The following is a 15,904-nucleotide window of genomic DNA, read 5'->3' as shown; positions in this document are numbered from 1 at the left end:
GTGTGCGCCGCACAGGCGGCGAGGCTAGCGCGGCGCGGCGCCTTCCCACGCGCGCTGCAACAGCGCGCGGATCGCCTCACGCTCCAGCGCACGCGGATTGGGGTAGGCGTTCGTGCACGCCAGATCGGCCGCTTCGTCGAGCCCGCTCTCCGGCATGCCGATATCCTTCAGCGCGAGCGCAATGCCGAGCGACGCGTTCAAAGCATACAACCGCGGACCCGCCTGCGCCGCATGCTCGCCGCCGAGCGCGCGCGCCACGCGTTCGAGCGCCTCGGGCGCCGCCGCGTGATTGTAGTGCGCCGTATGCGGCAACATGATCGCGTGCGTTTGCGCGTGCGGCAGATTGAAGGTGCCGCCCAGCGTGTGGCACAGCTTGTGATGCAGCGCCATGCCCACGGCCGCGAGGCAACTGCCCGCGAGCCACGCGCCGTAAAGTGCGCGGCTGCGCATCGGCGCGTCGTCGCCCCGGCGCACGACGGCGGGCAGCGCTTCGCCCAATGCGCGGATCGACTCCTCGGCCATCAGGCTGATCACGGGGTTGGCGTCTTGCGCGTAAAGCGCTTCTACCGCGTGCGCCATCGCGTTGACGCCCGAAGCCGCCGAAATGCCCGCGGGCAGCGACACCGTGAGCGCGGGGTCGTAGATCACCGTGCGCGGCAGCACGCGCAGGTCGCGACCGGTCTTCTTCAGGCGTCCTTCGGTGAGGCCGTAGATGGGCGTCATCTCCGAGCCCGCGTAGGTGGTGGGCACCGCAACGATCGGCAATGACGATTCGAGCGCGATGGCCTTACCAAGCCCAATGGTCGAGCCGCCGCCCACGGCCACGCAGCACTGCGCATCGAGCGCCGCCGCCTTCTCGCGCGCGGCCCGCGCGACCTCCACGGGCACGTGCATGACGGCTTCGGCGTGAATGCCGGCGGCGCGCTCGCCCAGCAGCCGCGCCACCGCTTCGGCAAGCGGGCGCTGTTCGGGCGTCGAGAGAATCAGCGCGCGGCGCGCGCCGAGCCGGTCCACTTCCTCGGGCAAGCGCGCGAGGTTGCCCCAGCCGAACACCACGCGCGACGGCAGGCTTTGATAAACGAACGAGTCCATATGCGCCTCAACGCTTGAAGTGCGGCGGCACCTGGGCGTCCACGTTGACCCACACCGAGCGCGCCTCGGTGTAGTCGTGCATCGCCTCGAAGCCCATTTCGCGCCCGTAACCCGACTGGCCGACGCCGCCGAACGGGCTGCCCGGATTCACGCGCTTGTAGCAGTTCACCCAGCACATGCCCGCCTGAATCTTGCCCGCGATGCCGTGCGCGCGCGCGAGGTCGCGCGTCCACAGACCGCTGCCGAGACCGTAGGCGGTGCCGTTGGCAATGTCGAGCGCTTCTTCATCGGACTTGAAGCGCAGCACGGTCACGAACGGCCCGAACACCTCTTCCTGCGCGGCGCGATCGTCGGCCGTCTTCGCCTCGATCACCGTGGGGCGCACGTAGTAGCCGTTGGCGAGCGCCGGGTCCTGCGGCGCGACGCCGCCCGTGAGCACGCGCCCGCCCTGTTCGCGCGCCACATCGACATAAGCCTTCACGCGCTCCAGGTGTTGCAGCGACGTGAGCGGCCCCATTTCCGTTTCGGGGTCCAAAGGATTACCCACGCGAATCGAGGACGCGAGCGCCACGAAACGTTCGAGAAATTCGTCGGCGATACGCTCGTGCAGCACGAGCCGCGACCCGGCAATGCACGCCTGCCCCTGATTGTGGAAGATCGCCCAGGCCGCGCCGTTGATGGCGGCGTCCAGGTTGGCGTCGTCGAACACGATATTCGCGCCCTTGCCGCCCAGTTCGAGTTGCACGCGCTTGAGGTTGCCCTGCGAGGCCTCGACGATGCGCCGCCCTGTCGCCGTCGAACCCGTGAACGCGATCTTGCCCACGCCCGGATGCTCCGCAAGCCGCTGCCCCGCCGTGTGGCCGTAGCCCGGCACGATGTTGACGACGCCCGCGGGAAAGCCCACGTCCGCCATCAGCTCGACGATGCGCAGCGTGGAAAGCGGCGTGATCTCCGAAGGCTTCAGCACGACGGTATTGCCGGCCGCGAGCGCCGGGCCCATTTTCCAGCTCGTGAACATGAGCGGAAAATTCCACGGCACGATCTGCCCCACCACGCCGATGGGCGCGCGCTGCACGTAGTTGAGAAAGCCCGTTTCGACGGGGATCACGGAGCCTTGCAGCTTGTCGGCCATGCCGCCGAAATAGCGAAAGCACGCGGCCGTGCGCGGCACGTCGAGCGCGCGCGAGTCGCGAATCGGGTGCCCCGTGTCGAGCGATTCGAGTTGCGCGAGTTCTTCGCCGTTCGCTTCGATGGCGTCGGCCAGACGCAGCAGCAGGCGGCCGCGCTCGGCGGCGGGCAGCGCCGACCACTGCGGGAACGCACGCGCGGCGGCGGCCACGGCCAGATCGATGTCGGCGGCGGTGGCGGCGGCGATCTTCGTGATCAGCGAGCCGTCGTGCGGATTGAGCACGTCGATGGTGCCGCCTTCGACGGCGTCGACGAAGCGGCCGTCGATGAACAATTGCGTTTGCATGTGTAATCCTCGATTGATGCCTGGGGCCCGTTCAGAAGTCCACCGGATAGGGCTTGAGATCGCCGCTTTCGTAGCGTTTGGGCAAGTCGGCCGTGGCGTTCTCCCATACGAGCAGCATCGAGCGCTTGGTCGAATAGCCCTGGTGCCGGATATCGGCGGGCATGGCGCAGATGTCGCCGGCGCGCATCGTGATGCGCGCACGCGGTGCGCCCGTGTTCTTGTCGCCGATATCCCAGACGATTTCGTCCGAGAGTTGCAGGAACCATTCGACCCGGTCGTTGCCGTGGAACACCGGCAGGATGTACTCCTCCGTGGTCGGGCAGAACAGGCTCTGGCCGCACACCGAGGTGACCGAGGGATTCCACGTGACATCCGAGCGCGAGAGGTACTTGAAGAGATTGAACGCGTGCAGTTCGCCTTCGAAGCCCGCTTCGGCGTGCACTTCCGGGTCGTCCTGGGGCACGTCAGCGAAGGCGCGGTTCACGGGCAGATCGTCGCGCAGCGGCGAGTCGCCCGCGAGGCCCGGCATGCGGCGCGTGGCGATGCGCGTGCGCTCGATCGCGGCGTCGTTATCGCCATGCTTGCGGCCGAATGCCGTGCCGGTTTCCTCGGGGGCGGCGAACGGGTCGAAGCCTTCGTTGGTCCAGTCGTGCAGGATCGCCTTGAAGGTCGCCATGATGGTGGGCGTTTCGAAGGTCTCGATATAGTCCACACCCGCTTCCTTCATGATGCCGTTGAACGAGCCCGCATAGATGTCCACCTTGCCGTAGTGGTTGCGCGTGCCGAACACGTGGTCGAAATTCACCCAGCCGTAGAAGAAACCCCAGGCCACGTCGCGCATCATCGCGCGCAGGAAGGCGTCGGCGGGAATGGCGTGGGTGCGGATCTGGCCTTTCGCGGGCCACAGCACCTTGACGAAGTATTCGTCGCGCGTGAATTCGAAGGCGCCGAGGGTGTAGCGGCGATAGCCGGTCACGGCGTCGGGTTCGCTTGCGCGCACGGTGTCGGCGGCGAAGCCTGCCGGGTGATCGAGGGTTTCGAGGCTGGCCATGTCTTTGTCTCCTGAGGTTCGAATCGCGTGTGGACGGTCAGTGCAGGCAGATATCGGCCCACTTCTGCACCGAAAGCGCGCCGGCCATGGTCTGCACGAGCGCCACGCCGTCGCGCGGCGCGCTGAAGCGATAGGCGCAACCGGCCGGCAGCAGGGCCTGATGCCCCCGGCGCAACACCACGTGGCCCATCTTGCGGCCGGCGGGTTCGTCGCCGGCATCGACGGTTCCGGCACCGCCCTTCGGCGGCGTGTCGAGCTTGATGAAGTCGATACGCACTTCACCGTCCATCAGGATCACGAACTCGTCGTGCGCGCAGGCAAACCAGCGCGACTGTCCTTGCGTGCGCAGCACCTCGATCACGTATTCGAGGTTCTTGCCCACCACGACTTTTTCGTAGGGCGCCGACTGCGCGGCGACTTCGAAGACGTTGGAGAAAACATAGTGGCGGGCGTCGCCGCTCGTGATTTCGATCTCGCCCTTGCGGTACTGCCCGAGCGAACCGAAGACGGTATGGAATGACGTGTCGGTCATGGCTGTCTCCTGTTTTGGAAGGTGTCGTTGCAATCCACTTTAGGAGCGCGGCGCAGCGGCAACAACCGGCGGCCAGACGATTACGGCATTCGCGTTTCGCAAATAATCGCGGCGAGCGAACGCGGCGGGTCCAACAGCGCTAGCGCACCCAGCCGCGCGCCAGCAGCGGCACGTCCCACGCGGGCTCGGGGCCCAGATACTCGGCCAGAAACTCCACCAGCGCCTTCACTTTCAAGGCCTGGCGCTGCGTGGAGGGATACACGGCCGCGAAGCTCAACGGCGAGAGGTGGTAATCGGTGAGGATCGGCACGAGCGAGCCGTCGAGCAGCGCCGCGCTCGCCACGAGCGTGGGCAGGCACACCACGCCGCCGCCCGTGAGCGCGTAATCGCGCAGCAAATGCACGGAGTTCGAGCGGATCATGCCGGGCAATTCCATCTCCACGACTTCGTCGCCGCGCGTCATCGTCCAGCGGTTGCGCGAGGGATAGCCCGAATACAGCGCCGTGGTGTGTTGCAGCAATTCGCGCGGATGCTGCGGCGCGCCATGCGCCTGCACATAAGCGGGTGTAGCGCAAAAGAGCCGCCGCACCGCAAAGAGCCGGCGCTCGATCAACGATTCGGATATCGGCGGAAAGATCTGGAACGCGACGTCGAAGCCTTCTTCGATCGGATCGACCACGCGGTCGTTGACGATCACGTCGAGCTGGATGCCCGGATAGCGCCGGTTGAACTCGGCGAGCGGCGCGCCGAAATGGCCCAGCGCAAAGCCCGGCAGCATCTGGATGCGCAGCCGCCCGGTGGGCGTGGCGCGCAGTTCGCGCATCTGGTCCGTCAGCTCGTTCACGCGCCCCACGACCTCGGCGCATTCGCGGTAAAACGCCTCTCCGACTTCGGAGAGGCGCACATGCCGCGTGCTGCGATGAAAGAGCGGCGCGTTGACGAACTTTTCCAGTTGCTGGATGCGGTTCGTCACGACCGAACTGGTGACGCCTAGCTGCCGGGCCGCTTCGGCAAAACTGCTCGTTTCCGCCACGCGCACAAACGTTTCGATGCTCAAGAATCGGTCCATGCTCCTCTCTTTATCCAGGGTTCGGGCCATCCAGAGTATAGGGCCCGTCTCCACGCTTTTACGCGGCGGCACTGGAAGGAGGATGGCGCACGGTCCCTACTCGGCCTGACCGGCGGCAGGCAGCGGCGTGGCGGCGGCAACGGCCTCGCGGCGGCGCAGCTTCGCGGGCGCGGTTTCCTTGAGCAGAAGACTCACCAGCACGCCGAGCATGACCGCGCCGATCGGCAGCCACAGAATATTCTGGATACCGAAATGGGCAGCGACGAAGCCGGCAAGCGCGGGCGCCACGCCGCCGCCGAAAATCTCGCCCGCGCCCACCACGAGGCCGATCGACGTCGAGAGCATGCCAGCGGGGGCGGCCTCGGTAGCGACCGGCCCCGATAGCAGCGACACGAGGCCCAGCGTGAAGAACGACGCCGCGAACAGCACGGCGAAGAGCGCGAGCGGCTGCGCGCCGAGCCCGCGAAACACGATCAGCATCGCGGCCGTGCCCACGAAGCCGGCGAGGCTGGCCGTGCGCCGGCCCACGAGATCGGACAGGCCCGGCAAGCCGAACTGTCCGACGAAACCGCCAAAGCCGATGGCGGACGCCACCATGCCCATGTGCTGCGTGTCGAGCGCGAGATACTGCGTGAGGTAGAGCGGCAGCATGGCGCCGAGCACGAACACGCCCGTCATCGCGCAAAAGAGCGCCACCATCGCCACCGGAATGTTGCGGCTGCGGATCACATCGCGCCAGTGGCCGCGTTCGAGCGGCGCGGCGGCTGTGCCCGCCTCGGACGTCATGGCGGCGCGCGGCTCGCGAATCACGCGATACATCAGCAGGCCGAGCACGAGGCCCGGTACCGAGACGAGCGCGAACACCCAGCGCCAGCTCATCACGCCGAGCAACTGCGTGGCGATGATCGGCGCGAGTGCGAGCCCGAACAGCGCGAAGCCGCTTTGCTGAAGCCCGAGATTGAAGCCGCGGCGCTTCGGGTGCGAGGCGTCGGCCGTGGCCGCGAAGCTCGTCGGACAGAACGAGCCTTCCGCCACGCCCATGAGCGCGCGCACGGCCAGCAAGCCCATGAAGCCGCCCGCGAGACCGGAAAAACCCGAGAGCAGCGAGAACGCAATAATCGCCGGAATCAGCACCTTGCGGCGGCCCACCTTGTCGGACATGCCGCCCATGACGGCCGCGAACACGCCCCACGAAAGGCCGAGGATGCCGATGCAGTTGCCCACATCCTGCGCGTTCAGGTTCAGGTCTTTCATGATGGAGGGGAACAGCGGCGCGATCAGCCAGCGGTCGAGGCCCACGAGGCCGAAGCCAAGCGCCAGCAACGTCACGGCCTTCCACTCGTAAGCCGTGTCCCATGTATGCAGTTTCATCTCTGTCTCCTTGGGCCGGCCTTCGCGCCGCGCCATCGCTCATGTTCGAAAACGGTGTGCGATGCGACGGGCGACACGGTGCTGCTTGCGGGACGCCATCGACATCGACGTCGCAAAGATAGTCGCAAGCGCGGGGGAATCAGTACCGGATAACGCCCGAATACGTCATTCGCGAATCGCAAAGAATCGGCTTTGGCGGGCCGCCAGGCAAGGCGGCCGGGACGCGGCAAGCAGGCCGCGCCACGCGTTTTCGCGTGTGGCTCCCCTCCCAGGACAATTACGGGTAGACGTGCGCGGACGCGCCAGGCGGTGGGCGTTTTCGATTGCCGGAGAAGCGCGCAGGGTGCGCGCGGCATGGTTACGCGTTCGCGAGATGCTCGGTATGCATGTCGCTCAGGCGGCTGAGCAGGATGCCGTAGCCGGTGAGGTGCCCGAGATAGACGCTCGTGAAAACGCCCGTCGCGGGCAGGGCTTCAACCAGCGCGTGGAGTTCTTCGCGCGTGAGCGGCCTGGCGAGAAGACCTGGGCGCTCCACCCGAAGGTCGGCCTGCGAAGCGAGTTGCTGATGCACGCTCACGAGGCGGGCGAAACCGCGCCGGTAGGCGTCCTTCCATTGCGCATCCAGTGCCTCGAACTGCGCGTTGAACGTGTCGAGCGTTTCGAGGAAGCCGACGATCGAATCGAATAGCTCGTGATAGCAGTGGAACAGCGGCAGGCGATCGCGATTGCGCTTGAGGTGCCGCGACACCCACGACTGCTCCAGATCCGACTTCAGCAGGTCATGCGCCTGCTTCAGGTTGCTGCTCGACAAGCGCAGCGCCGCCGTGGCCGATCTCAGCTTCGCGTGGTCCAGCGTCTTCGTGGCGACCTCGGTGAGCAGCGCCGTGGCCTGCTCGTTGCCGTCGTTGACGAGCGTGTTGGCCCAGAAGCCATGATCGGGCGGAAAGGCGATCTGCTGAATGATGAAGCCCAGCAGCATGCCGAGCACCACGCCAATCAGCCGTTGCTCCAGCAACGGAATGTGCTCGCCCGTGTAGAGCACGAGCGTCATCGGCACGGTGACGCTCGTCATCTGGAAGACCGACGGCCGGATGCGCACGATCGTGAAGATCACGAGCGGCAGCAGGATCACGCCCAGCCACAGGTGCGGCGCGGTCAGCCAGATCAGCAGCGTGCCGATGGGCATCGCCACGAGGTTCGACATCACGCGCTTGTAGAAGTAGCCGCGCGCCGCCGAGATGGAACTGCCCAGCGCGAGCGTGAGCATGGCCGAGCCCGAAAGCGCGACCGCCGCCTCGGGATAGCCGCACGCATAGGGAATCCCGAAGCCGATCCACATGCCAAGCGTGAGCTTGGTGTATTTCGCGAGTTCGGAAAGGGAAAAGCGCGCCAACGCGCGGCGAAACGGCGTGAGCGGTTTGTGGGCGTAGGAGGAGGAAACCATGGGGGCCGTCGATCGTTTCAGGCGGGTTGAGTGCGCGTTGCGTGCGGTGCAATCAGCGGCGCACCGGTGTGCTTATGTTATCGCGGTTGGGGCGGCTGTTCCGGCACTTTGCCCGCCCCGGCGCACGCCGCCGGACGCTTTTTTTTCGACCGGTATTTTCTTTCCGATTCATCAGATCAAATCCGCGGATTCCGCGCAGACGCCCGCCGTATCAGGCGTTGCGGGGCGGCCTTGCGCAAGCCGCGTACCTTGCGATTTATTTTCAATTTCTTTCGTGTTTTTTTCATTTACCGTCATCACCAACCGATGAAGTTCGCATTGCGAACCTCTTCGCTTCCCTTAAGCACTGGGGTCCGCCCATGACGATAAAAACGAAAGTCTCCATTTGTCTGCCAACGTGCGACCGGCCTGAACTGCTCGTACGCTGCATCGAATCGTGCCTCATGCAAACGCATGCGGACATCGAGATCGTGATCGGCGACGATTCGCGCGACGACCGCACGGCGCAACTGATCGCCACGCGTTACCGCGACGACGCGCGCATCGCCTACCGGCGCAATGTGCCGGCGCTCGGCCAGGCACGCAATGTCGCGAGCCTGTTCGAGCGCGCGAGCGGCGACAAGATCCTGTTGATCCACGACGACGACTATCTGCTCGGCCACTGCCTGGAGCGGCTGCTCGCGCAATGGGAGCGTTATCCCGATCTGGAAGTCGCCTTTGGCGACCAGTACGAAACCGATCACCTCGGACACGTCGACCACGCGGCGAGCCAGCGCATGAACGCCGCGTATCACCGCACGGCCGACGCAGCCGGGCTGCAAGCGCTGCCGGGCCGCACCGGCATCGTGCAGATGTTCCCCAACAACGGCTGGCTCGCCGATGCGGCGCTCGTCAAGCGCATCGGCTACGAGGAACGTTATGGCACGTGCTGCGACTACGTGTTCGGCACGCTGCTTTGCCTCGCGGCGCAGCGCGTCTGCTACGTGAACGAGTACGTCTCGTGCTATCGCATGACAGATGTTTCGGTATCCCAGGCAACGCGGCGCACGATCAACGCCTCATCGATCTCCGCGTGGCACTTTCTCAAGGGGCTCACGCTGCCGCGCGAACTCGAACCCGCCCGCAAGCTCGCGTATCGCCGGCTCGTGCCGATCGTGGTGTCCCTGCTCGCGCGCAATCACGAAGCGCGTGCGGGCTTGCAACTCGCGCTGGGAAACCTCTACGCGTACCGTTTCGGCTTTAGCGCACGGCTCTACTATCACCTGCTGATGATCTGGAAGGCCTCGCGCCACGGCCGCCAGGAACCGGTCGCGCTATTGGGCAGGAAGGACGAGCAACCCGTCGATACGTCGAGAACACGCATGCCGTAACACGCGCATCAGGCCGCGAGCCGTTGCGCGTCGGTAGCGAGACGGAACACGCGCACCGCCGTTTCGAGGCTGTCGGTCTGATCGCGCATGCTCGTGGAGGCGGCCGAGGCCTGCTCCACGAGCGCCGCGTTTTGCTGGGTCATTTCGTCCATGTGGCCCACGGCGCGGTTCACTTCCTCGATGCCGCTGCTCTGCTCCGCGCTCGCGCGGCTGATCTCGGCCATCAGCACGGTCACGGCCTCGACCGACTTGACGATCTCCGTCATGTTGCCGCCCACGCGCTCGATCAACTGGCCGCCCTGATCGACCTGCGTCACCGACTCCGTGATGAGCGTCTTGATCTCGCGCGCCGCGTCGGCGCTGCGTTGCGCGAGCGTGCGCACTTCCGCCGCGACCACCGAGAAACCGCGCCCCTGCGTGCCCGCGCGCGCGGCTTCGACAGCGGCGTTGAGCGCGAGGATATTGGTCTGGAACGCGATGCTCTCGATCACGCCGATGATCTCTTCGACTTTGTACGAGGTCTTGCGGATCGCCTGCATGGTGGCCTCGGCCTCGTTCATCAGGCGCGCGCCCGTGTTCGCGAGGCTCGACGTCGAGCCCGCCGAATCGTGCGCCTGGTGCGCATTGCCCGCGTTGTTGCGCACGGTGGCGGTGAGCTGCTCCATGGCGGCCGCCGTTTGTTCGAGCGAGCCCGCTTGCGCTTCCGTGCGCGCGGAAAGATCGGCGTTGCCCGCGGCGATCTCGCGCGCGGCCGTGGTGAGGCTGTCCGTGGAACGGCGCACGTTGCCGATCAACGTCGCCATGCCCACGTTGACGCCATTGATGGCGTCGAAGATCGCCCCGATCTCGTCGCCGCGTTTGACCGGCATCTGCTTCGACAGATCGCCCGCCGCGAGACGGCGCGCGGCGGCGGCCGCATCGAGCAGCGGCTGCGCGGCATGACGCCTGACCACGCCGTACATGAGCGCGCCGAGGAGCGCCGCGATGGCGAGGTCGGGCAACAACGACGTCCACGCCCAGGGCGCGGCGGCAAGTCCCGTGAGCTGCTGCGCACCACGCCAGCCGAGCAGCAGCGCGGCCGCGCCGCCCGCCGCGACGAGGCCCATTTTCTCGGCCAGCGTGAGCATGCGGATGTTGGCGATGTCGACGCCCACCGAGAAGATGCCGATCACCCTGCCCCGCGCATCCACGATCGGCTGATAGTCGACGATGAACTTGCGGCCCGCCACGACCATATAGCCGTAGTAACCGGTGCCCGCGCGGTTGTGCGTATAAGCAGGATGCGACCGGTCCATCACCACGCCCACCGCACGCACGCCTTTCGCGTCCGTCACGTTGGTGGCGACGCGCACGAAGTCCTCGCCCGCGAGCACGAAGATCGAGGAAATGCCGCCCGATTCGCGGCCCCAGTCGTCGAGAACCGTGTGATTCAGGTTCACCTGAACCGCGCCGCTCAGCAGGATGGGCGTGGCGCGGTCGCCCACGGTGACTTCACGCGTGGCGTCGAGCGAGAATCCCGCCGGATAGCGGGCCTCCAGGGCTTTATATAAGCGGCGAACCTGGCTGGTAAGCGGGCGAAACCTGATCATGTCGAACGTCACTCTCCAACGGCGCTGAGTCGATCGCCGCGCAGCCTGACTATCCTCTACGCGACATCCCATCATTCAATATCGGCAGGCGGCGTCCGATTTAAAGTGCCGGATGGCCTGGTGCATCCCCGGATTGTCCGGAACGCCGGGGCATGGCCTGGGCGCTCCGGGCGTTGCGTACACGCATGCCCCTTGCATGAAAAATGCCGTATGTGGGGAATCGCGGGGCTCGCAATATGATTCGTATGCCGAATCAATTTTCGATGTAATTCGCGCGATCATTCCAATCACTTCGTTATCCGAATCAATAGGGTTTTGGTTCTCTCGGCTCGTGCAATGATCGCCGTCGCATCGAAGCGACAGGCCATCAGCGCGGCGAACCCACGCTCGCCACGGCATGCGCAGAGCCGGAAACCTCGGTTCCGGTGTACATGGCGTCTCCTTGCCGGATCGGACGTCAACGGGCTTTCGCCATAGTGTCGACAGTTAGAGTCGATCCAAGGGGATATTTCGCGAAATATCGGAATTACTTCGCTTTACTGTATACACAACGGCTAATGGCATGCGGTCGTGAAAGCAGGGGCGACAGCGGATTTGTTACAATTGCAGGCGCTGCGCCCGGTCGCGGCGCCTCGGGAGTAAGTGGATGGATGAAGACGTCGGCGTGGCAGTCGCCCAGGAAGCGGGCGAGCAGACGTCCGTGGACGAGATCGTCGACTGGGTGGCGCGCGGCATCATCGAAGGCCGCCTGCGCCCCGGCGACGACCTGAATTCGGTCGATCTCGCGAAGCGCTTCAGCGTAAGCCGCACGCCGGTGCGCGAGGCGCTGTTCGCGCTCACGCGCGAAGGGCTCGTCGACTGGTCGCCGCGCCGCCGCCCGCGCGTGGCCGCCATGAGCCTCAAGGAAGTGCGCGAGATTTACGGGCTGCGCGCCCTGCTCTACGGCCAAGTGTCGCTCGCGATCGTCGAACACGCCACGGACGAGGACATCGAGGCGCTCTGGCGCGCGCACCGCGAGCTCGCCGAAGTCGCCACGAAAGGCGACGTGGACGGCTACTTCCGGGCCAACGTCGCGTTTCGCGACCTGGAACTGCGGGTGAGCCGCAACGGCATCTTCAAGGAGGTGCTGGACTCCATGCGCATGCGCACCAACCGCCTGCGCCACCTGAGCACCTCGTTGCCGGGGCGTTTGCAGCGCTCGTGCACGGATCACCAGCGGCTGTGCGAGGCCTACGCCGAGCGCGACGGCGTGCTCGCCGCAGCGCTGAACCGCTCGATCGTGATGAGCGCCTTGGATGCCATCGAGACGGCCTGGGACAGCCTGCGCTAAGCAGCCAGCAAATCAGTCAGGGGGCATGCCGTTCGTGGCCCCTTTTATTTACGGGAAATTCGCGTTGAACAGCACGCCCCGCCCTGCCCGCCCTGCCCGCCAAGCTTGCCGAAAGGCCGGGGATACAAGATACTTGACGATTCGACCGAATTCCCTCCGCATTTTCGTTATTCCGGGTTCTTTCTCATCATGAGCACAATTCTCGAAAGCCTTCCGATCGGCCAAAAGGTCGGTATCGCGTTCTCCGGCGGCCTCGACACGAGCGCCGCGCTGCACTGGATGAAGCTCAAGGGCGCCGTGCCCTACGCTTACACCGCGAACCTCGGCCAGCCCGACGAAGACGACTACGATTCGATCCCGCGCCGCGCGACCGAATACGGCGCCGCGGGCGCGCGCCTGATCGACTGCCGCGCGCAGCTCGTGGCCGAAGGCATCGCCGCCCTGCAATGCGGCGCGTTCCATATCTCGACCGCCGGCGTCACGTACTTCAACACGACGCCGATCGGCCGCGCCGTCACGGGCACCATGCTCGTGGCCGCGATGAAGGAAGACGGCGTCAACATCTGGGGCGACGGTTCGACCTACAAGGGCAACGACATCGAGCGTTTCTACCGCTACGGCCTGCTCGTCAACCCGGACCTGAAGATCTACAAGCCGTGGCTCGACCAGCAGTTCATCGACGAACTGGGCGGCCGCTCGGAAATGTCGGAGTTCATGCGCCAGTCGGGCTTCGAGTACAAAATGTCGGCCGAGAAGGCCTACTCAACCGACTCGAACCTGCTCGGCGCGACGCACGAAGCGAAGGACCTCGAAAGCCTGGAAAGCGGCATCAAGATCGTGAACCCGATCATGGGCGTGGCGTTCTGGCGCGACGACGTCAAGGTCGACCGCGAAGAAGTGACGATCCGCTTCGAGGAAGGCCAGCCGGTCGCGCTGAACGGCCAGACCTTCCCGAACGCCGTCGAACTGCTGCTCGAAGCGAACCGCATTGGCGGCCGTCACGGTCTGGGCATGAGCGACCAGATCGAGAACCGCATCATCGAGGCGAAGAGCCGCGGCATCTACGAAGCCCCGGGCCTCGCGCTGCTCCATATCGCCTATGAGCGCCTCGTGACGGGCATCCACAACGAAGACACCATCGAGCAGTACCGCGAGAACGGCCGCCGTCTGGGCCGCCTGCTGTACCAGGGCCGCTGGTTCGACCCGCAAGCCATCATGCTGCGTGAAACGGCCCAGCGCTGGGTCGCGCGCGCCATCACCGGTGAAGTGAAGGTCGAACTGCGCCGTGGCAACGACTACTCGATCCTCAGCACGAAGTCGGACAACCTGACGTACCAGCCGGAGCGCCTGTCGATGGAGAAGGTCGCCTCGACGTTCTCGCCGAAGGACCGTATCGGCCAGCTCACGATGCGCAATCTCGACATCGCCGACACGCGCGAGAAGCTGCGTGTGTACTCGCAGGTGGGTCTGCTCGCGCCGGGCGCCGCCTATACGCTGCCGCAACTGAACGACGAGAAGAAGTAAGACGTCGCGGGTTGGGTTGAGAAGAAGGGGGAAGGCATCGCGCCTTCCCCCTTTTTTATTGCCTGGCGTGCTCGTGCCGTGTGGGTCGACGCGGTGGTGAGAGGCGCCGAGTTTTCCACAGATTTTCTGGACAAGCTTGTGGAGAACGCCTGGAACGAATACCCCAAGCCATTGATCCGTCTGATGTTTTGGTCCGTGAGCCGATGCGAGGCACGATGCGCTCGTTAGCGCGTCACGGCTGGCTCATCGGCGCGCCGAAACGTCAACACGCCTGCCTGCCCTTCAGCCACCAGGCGTCTTCCTCAACGCTCACAACATCGCAAGCTGCTTCATCTTCCCGTACACGAACTGCCCGAAGTACCACGACAGATCGGAGTGGTTGAGGATGTTCGCATCGGAGAGCGCGCCCGCCTCGAGCTTCAGGCGGCGCAGCATGAGCTTGCCGGCCTGCGAGGCGATATAGAGCCGCACGAGCTCCTTGCGGGTCTTCTCGTCGGCCGATTCGAAGTGCTCGCGGCCTCGCATGACCTCGTCGTTGCGCTGCGTCCTCGCCTCTTCGTCGCGCGCGGCGATGCTCTGCTTCACCGCCGTGTTGGTCTCCGTCTTTGCGGTTTCCTGCGCGGTCGCGGCGATGGCCAGCTCGCTCTGGATCGCCACCATCTTGCGCTCGGCCTCCGAGACCTGCCAGTTGTGGCTCAGCGCCTTCATCAGATAGCCCGCAGGGCTCTTGGTCACCTTGCCCTGGTTGAGCCTGAAGCGCGTGTATTCGATCGCCTGCTGGATGCGCTCGTCGGTCCAGCTCATGCGGTGCTCCGCGATCACGTCGAACTGCTTGTTGCTGAGCCCGAACTCCTCCTTGAGCGTGAGCAGCAGATCGTGCGCGTCGGGCTGCCGGCTCAGCAGCGCCGCAACCGTGTCCTTGCGCTTCATGCGGAAGCGGATCTTGTTGATCTTGCGCGAAGTCTCCGAGTCGGCCCGGGTCTCGTAGTTGAGATCGATGTCGGAAAGCTCATTGATCTGGCGCACCGCCGGATCGAGATACTTGGGCCGAAAGTGCTTGAACTCCGACGCGCTCGTACCGAGTTTGCCGGGCCAGCGCCGCATGACGTCGAGTTCGATCCAGTCCGTGATGCCGGCCGCCACGAAGGGCATCACATAGTCGTAAATCGCGCGCGCGTAGGTTTGCGAGAACGATGCCGTGATGCACAGGTTCAGCCAGTGGTGCTTGTCGGGGCCCGTGATGTGACGCAGCATCAGCGGCGGGATGCGAAACTGGATACGCCCCTTGCCGATCTTGACGCTGCCCATCAACTGCTCGGAAATCCACTGGTCGTCTTCGTTGGGCGCGCGGTCGGGCGGCGTGTCGGTCACTTCGATCAGCACGCGCTGCGCTTCCTTGATCACGCTCTGCAAATGGCGCACGTTGCGGCTTTCGTAGCGCATGAGCCACTTGAAGTAATTCAGGTCGACGTCATAGGTCTCGCGCGGCGTTGGCTCCTGGGCGGCGACGAAATAGGCGGCATCGATAAAGCGGCGCGAAGAGAGGCCGAGCCCGTTGATGGCGACGAACACGTTGTTGCGCTGAAAGCCGATCTCGCGCGTACTCTCATTGATCGGCTGGCCGGACATCTCCTCAAAGAGACCCAGCGCCATCTGCTGTGTTGTTGTCCTTCGCCCGCTCTCCTCCGACATACGCACGCTCTCCCGGTCGACATTGGCGGGCACTCTATCACTCCGCAAACACAAGTCAACACAATAAACGTTACCTCAAACACGGGTCTGGTTCGTCTCGCGCACAAAAAACGTACCTCATTGCACAAATATCTCTACACCTCCTGCACATAAAACGGCAACGACTTGCACATAAAACGGGGCATCGAGCACATAGAACGGTGCTTTTCAGAGACAACCCTTTGATATTAAAGAACTCTATGGCCTACGTTAGTGGGTTCGTAGGTTTTTGTCTTTAAGTAAACAAACAAACCGAGCTCCGAAAACAGACACTCGGCGAAAATTTTGACGGCATGTGTCTCGCGATACGGTGAAAAGATTCAGGCA

13 protein-coding genes are annotated in these 15,904 nt (G+C 64.8%); 4 read left to right on the top strand and 9 right to left on the bottom strand.

What is annotated here, in order from left to right; genetic code table 11:
* Positions 1 to 24: 24 nt before the first annotated feature.
* The 7 genes from C7402_RS30205 to C7402_RS30175 all read right to left on the bottom strand — a co-directional run bounded on the left by C7402_RS30205 (position 25) and on the right by C7402_RS30175 (position 8,033).
* Positions 25 to 1,092, bottom strand: coding sequence for a maleylacetate reductase (locus C7402_RS30205; RefSeq protein WP_116613233.1), 1,068 nt, complete (start codon positions 1,090 to 1,092; stop codon positions 25 to 27).
* A gap of 7 nt (positions 1,093 to 1,099) precedes the next feature.
* Positions 1,100 to 2,566 carry an aldehyde dehydrogenase family protein gene (locus C7402_RS30200; RefSeq protein WP_116613232.1) on the bottom strand — a complete coding sequence of 489 codons (1,467 nt, stop codon included), beginning with the start codon at positions 2,564 to 2,566 and terminating at the stop codon, positions 1,100 to 1,102.
* A 31-nt stretch (positions 2,567 to 2,597) separates the two neighbouring features.
* The gene (locus C7402_RS30195; protein WP_116613231.1) at positions 2,598 to 3,617 is read right to left on the bottom strand and encodes a hydroxyquinol 1,2-dioxygenase; all 1,020 of its coding nucleotides are present in this window, start codon (positions 3,615 to 3,617) and stop codon (positions 2,598 to 2,600) included.
* 37 nt (positions 3,618 to 3,654) lie between these two features.
* Positions 3,655 to 4,149: a cupin domain-containing protein gene (locus C7402_RS30190; protein WP_116613230.1), complete on the bottom strand. Its 495-nt coding sequence runs from the start codon at positions 4,147 to 4,149 to the stop codon at positions 3,655 to 3,657.
* Between the two features lie 139 nt (positions 4,150 to 4,288).
* Positions 4,289 to 5,218 (bottom strand): LysR family transcriptional regulator, encoded by a 930-nt coding sequence (locus tag C7402_RS30185; RefSeq protein WP_112173547.1) that lies wholly within the window; start codon positions 5,216 to 5,218, stop codon positions 4,289 to 4,291.
* 96 nt (positions 5,219 to 5,314) lie between these two features.
* Positions 5,315 to 6,589 carry an MFS transporter gene (locus tag C7402_RS30180; protein WP_116613229.1) on the bottom strand — a complete coding sequence of 425 codons (1,275 nt, stop codon included), beginning with the start codon at positions 6,587 to 6,589 and terminating at the stop codon, positions 5,315 to 5,317.
* A gap of 358 nt (positions 6,590 to 6,947) precedes the next feature.
* Positions 6,948 to 8,033, bottom strand: coding sequence for an aromatic acid exporter family protein (locus C7402_RS30175; protein WP_116613228.1), 1,086 nt, complete (start codon positions 8,031 to 8,033; stop codon positions 6,948 to 6,950).
* Between C7402_RS30175 and C7402_RS46490 the strand changes: the two genes are divergently transcribed.
* Positions 8,032 to 8,343: a hypothetical protein gene (locus C7402_RS46490; RefSeq protein ID WP_133254590.1), complete on the top strand. Its 312-nt coding sequence runs from the start codon at positions 8,032 to 8,034 to the stop codon at positions 8,341 to 8,343. The genes C7402_RS30175 and C7402_RS46490 overlap by 2 nt on opposite strands.
* A 49-nt stretch (positions 8,344 to 8,392) precedes the next feature.
* Complete coding sequence (locus tag C7402_RS30170; RefSeq protein WP_116613227.1) at positions 8,393 to 9,403, top strand: glycosyltransferase family 2 protein; 1,011 nt, start codon at positions 8,393 to 8,395, stop codon at positions 9,401 to 9,403.
* Positions 9,404 to 9,411: 8 nt separating this feature from the next.
* Here C7402_RS30170 and C7402_RS30165 read toward each other — a convergent pair whose 3' ends face one another.
* Positions 9,412 to 10,992, bottom strand: coding sequence for a methyl-accepting chemotaxis protein (locus C7402_RS30165; protein WP_116613300.1), 1,581 nt, complete (start codon positions 10,990 to 10,992; stop codon positions 9,412 to 9,414).
* A gap of 646 nt (positions 10,993 to 11,638) precedes the next feature.
* On the opposite strand from C7402_RS30165, the gene C7402_RS30160 reads away from it, so the two are divergent.
* Both C7402_RS30160 and argG read left to right on the top strand, forming a co-directional pair.
* On the top strand, positions 11,639 to 12,322 hold the full coding sequence (locus tag C7402_RS30160) for a GntR family transcriptional regulator (RefSeq protein ID WP_116613226.1): 684 nt from the start codon (positions 11,639 to 11,641) through the stop codon (positions 12,320 to 12,322).
* Between the two features lie 189 nt (positions 12,323 to 12,511).
* On the top strand, positions 12,512 to 13,846 hold the full coding sequence (gene argG / locus C7402_RS30155; protein ID WP_116613225.1) for an argininosuccinate synthase: 1,335 nt from the start codon (positions 12,512 to 12,514) through the stop codon (positions 13,844 to 13,846).
* A gap of 309 nt (positions 13,847 to 14,155) precedes the next feature.
* On the opposite strand, the gene C7402_RS30150 is transcribed toward argG, so the two are convergent.
* Entirely contained in the window at positions 14,156 to 15,571 is a 1,416-nt protein-coding gene (locus C7402_RS30150) for a replication initiation protein (protein ID WP_308012489.1), read from the bottom strand.
* Positions 15,572 to 15,904 lie beyond the last annotated feature (333 nt).

It is taken from the genome of Paraburkholderia unamae, from assembly GCF_003096875.1.
In the GTDB taxonomy this organism is placed as follows: Bacteria; Pseudomonadota; Gammaproteobacteria; order Burkholderiales; family Burkholderiaceae; genus Paraburkholderia; species Paraburkholderia unamae.
The sequence above is the reverse complement of the archived record's forward strand: the minus strand, read 5'-3'. Positions and strand labels throughout refer to the sequence as shown.

What these genes read in the sequence shown, in the direction of transcription:
- C7402_RS30195 (WP_116613231.1), bottom strand. Translation starts at nt 3,617, where the DNA reads ATGGCCAGCCTCGAAACCCTCGATCACCCGGCAGGCTTCGCCGCCGAC.
- C7402_RS30205 (WP_116613233.1), bottom strand. Translation starts at nt 1,092, where the DNA reads ATGGACTCGTTCGTTTATCAAAGCCTGCCGTCGCGCGTGGTGTTCGGC.
- C7402_RS30190 (WP_116613230.1), bottom strand. Translation starts at nt 4,149, where the DNA reads ATGACCGACACGTCATTCCATACCGTCTTCGGTTCGCTCGGGCAGTAC.
- C7402_RS46490 (WP_133254590.1), top strand. Translation starts at nt 8,032, where the DNA reads ATGGGGGCCGTCGATCGTTTCAGGCGGGTTGAGTGCGCGTTGCGTGCG.
- argG (WP_116613225.1), top strand. Translation starts at nt 12,512, where the DNA reads ATGAGCACAATTCTCGAAAGCCTTCCGATCGGCCAAAAGGTCGGTATC.
- C7402_RS30175 (WP_116613228.1), bottom strand. Translation starts at nt 8,033, where the DNA reads ATGGTTTCCTCCTCCTACGCCCACAAACCGCTCACGCCGTTTCGCCGC.
- C7402_RS30180 (WP_116613229.1), bottom strand. Translation starts at nt 6,589, where the DNA reads ATGAAACTGCATACATGGGACACGGCTTACGAGTGGAAGGCCGTGACG.
- C7402_RS30170 (WP_116613227.1), top strand. Translation starts at nt 8,393, where the DNA reads ATGACGATAAAAACGAAAGTCTCCATTTGTCTGCCAACGTGCGACCGG.
- C7402_RS30160 (WP_116613226.1), top strand. Translation starts at nt 11,639, where the DNA reads ATGGATGAAGACGTCGGCGTGGCAGTCGCCCAGGAAGCGGGCGAGCAG.
- C7402_RS30200 (WP_116613232.1), bottom strand. Translation starts at nt 2,566, where the DNA reads ATGCAAACGCAATTGTTCATCGACGGCCGCTTCGTCGACGCCGTCGAA.
- C7402_RS30165 (WP_116613300.1), bottom strand. Translation starts at nt 10,992, where the DNA reads ATGATCAGGTTTCGCCCGCTTACCAGCCAGGTTCGCCGCTTATATAAA.
- C7402_RS30185 (WP_112173547.1), bottom strand. Translation starts at nt 5,218, where the DNA reads ATGGACCGATTCTTGAGCATCGAAACGTTTGTGCGCGTGGCGGAAACG.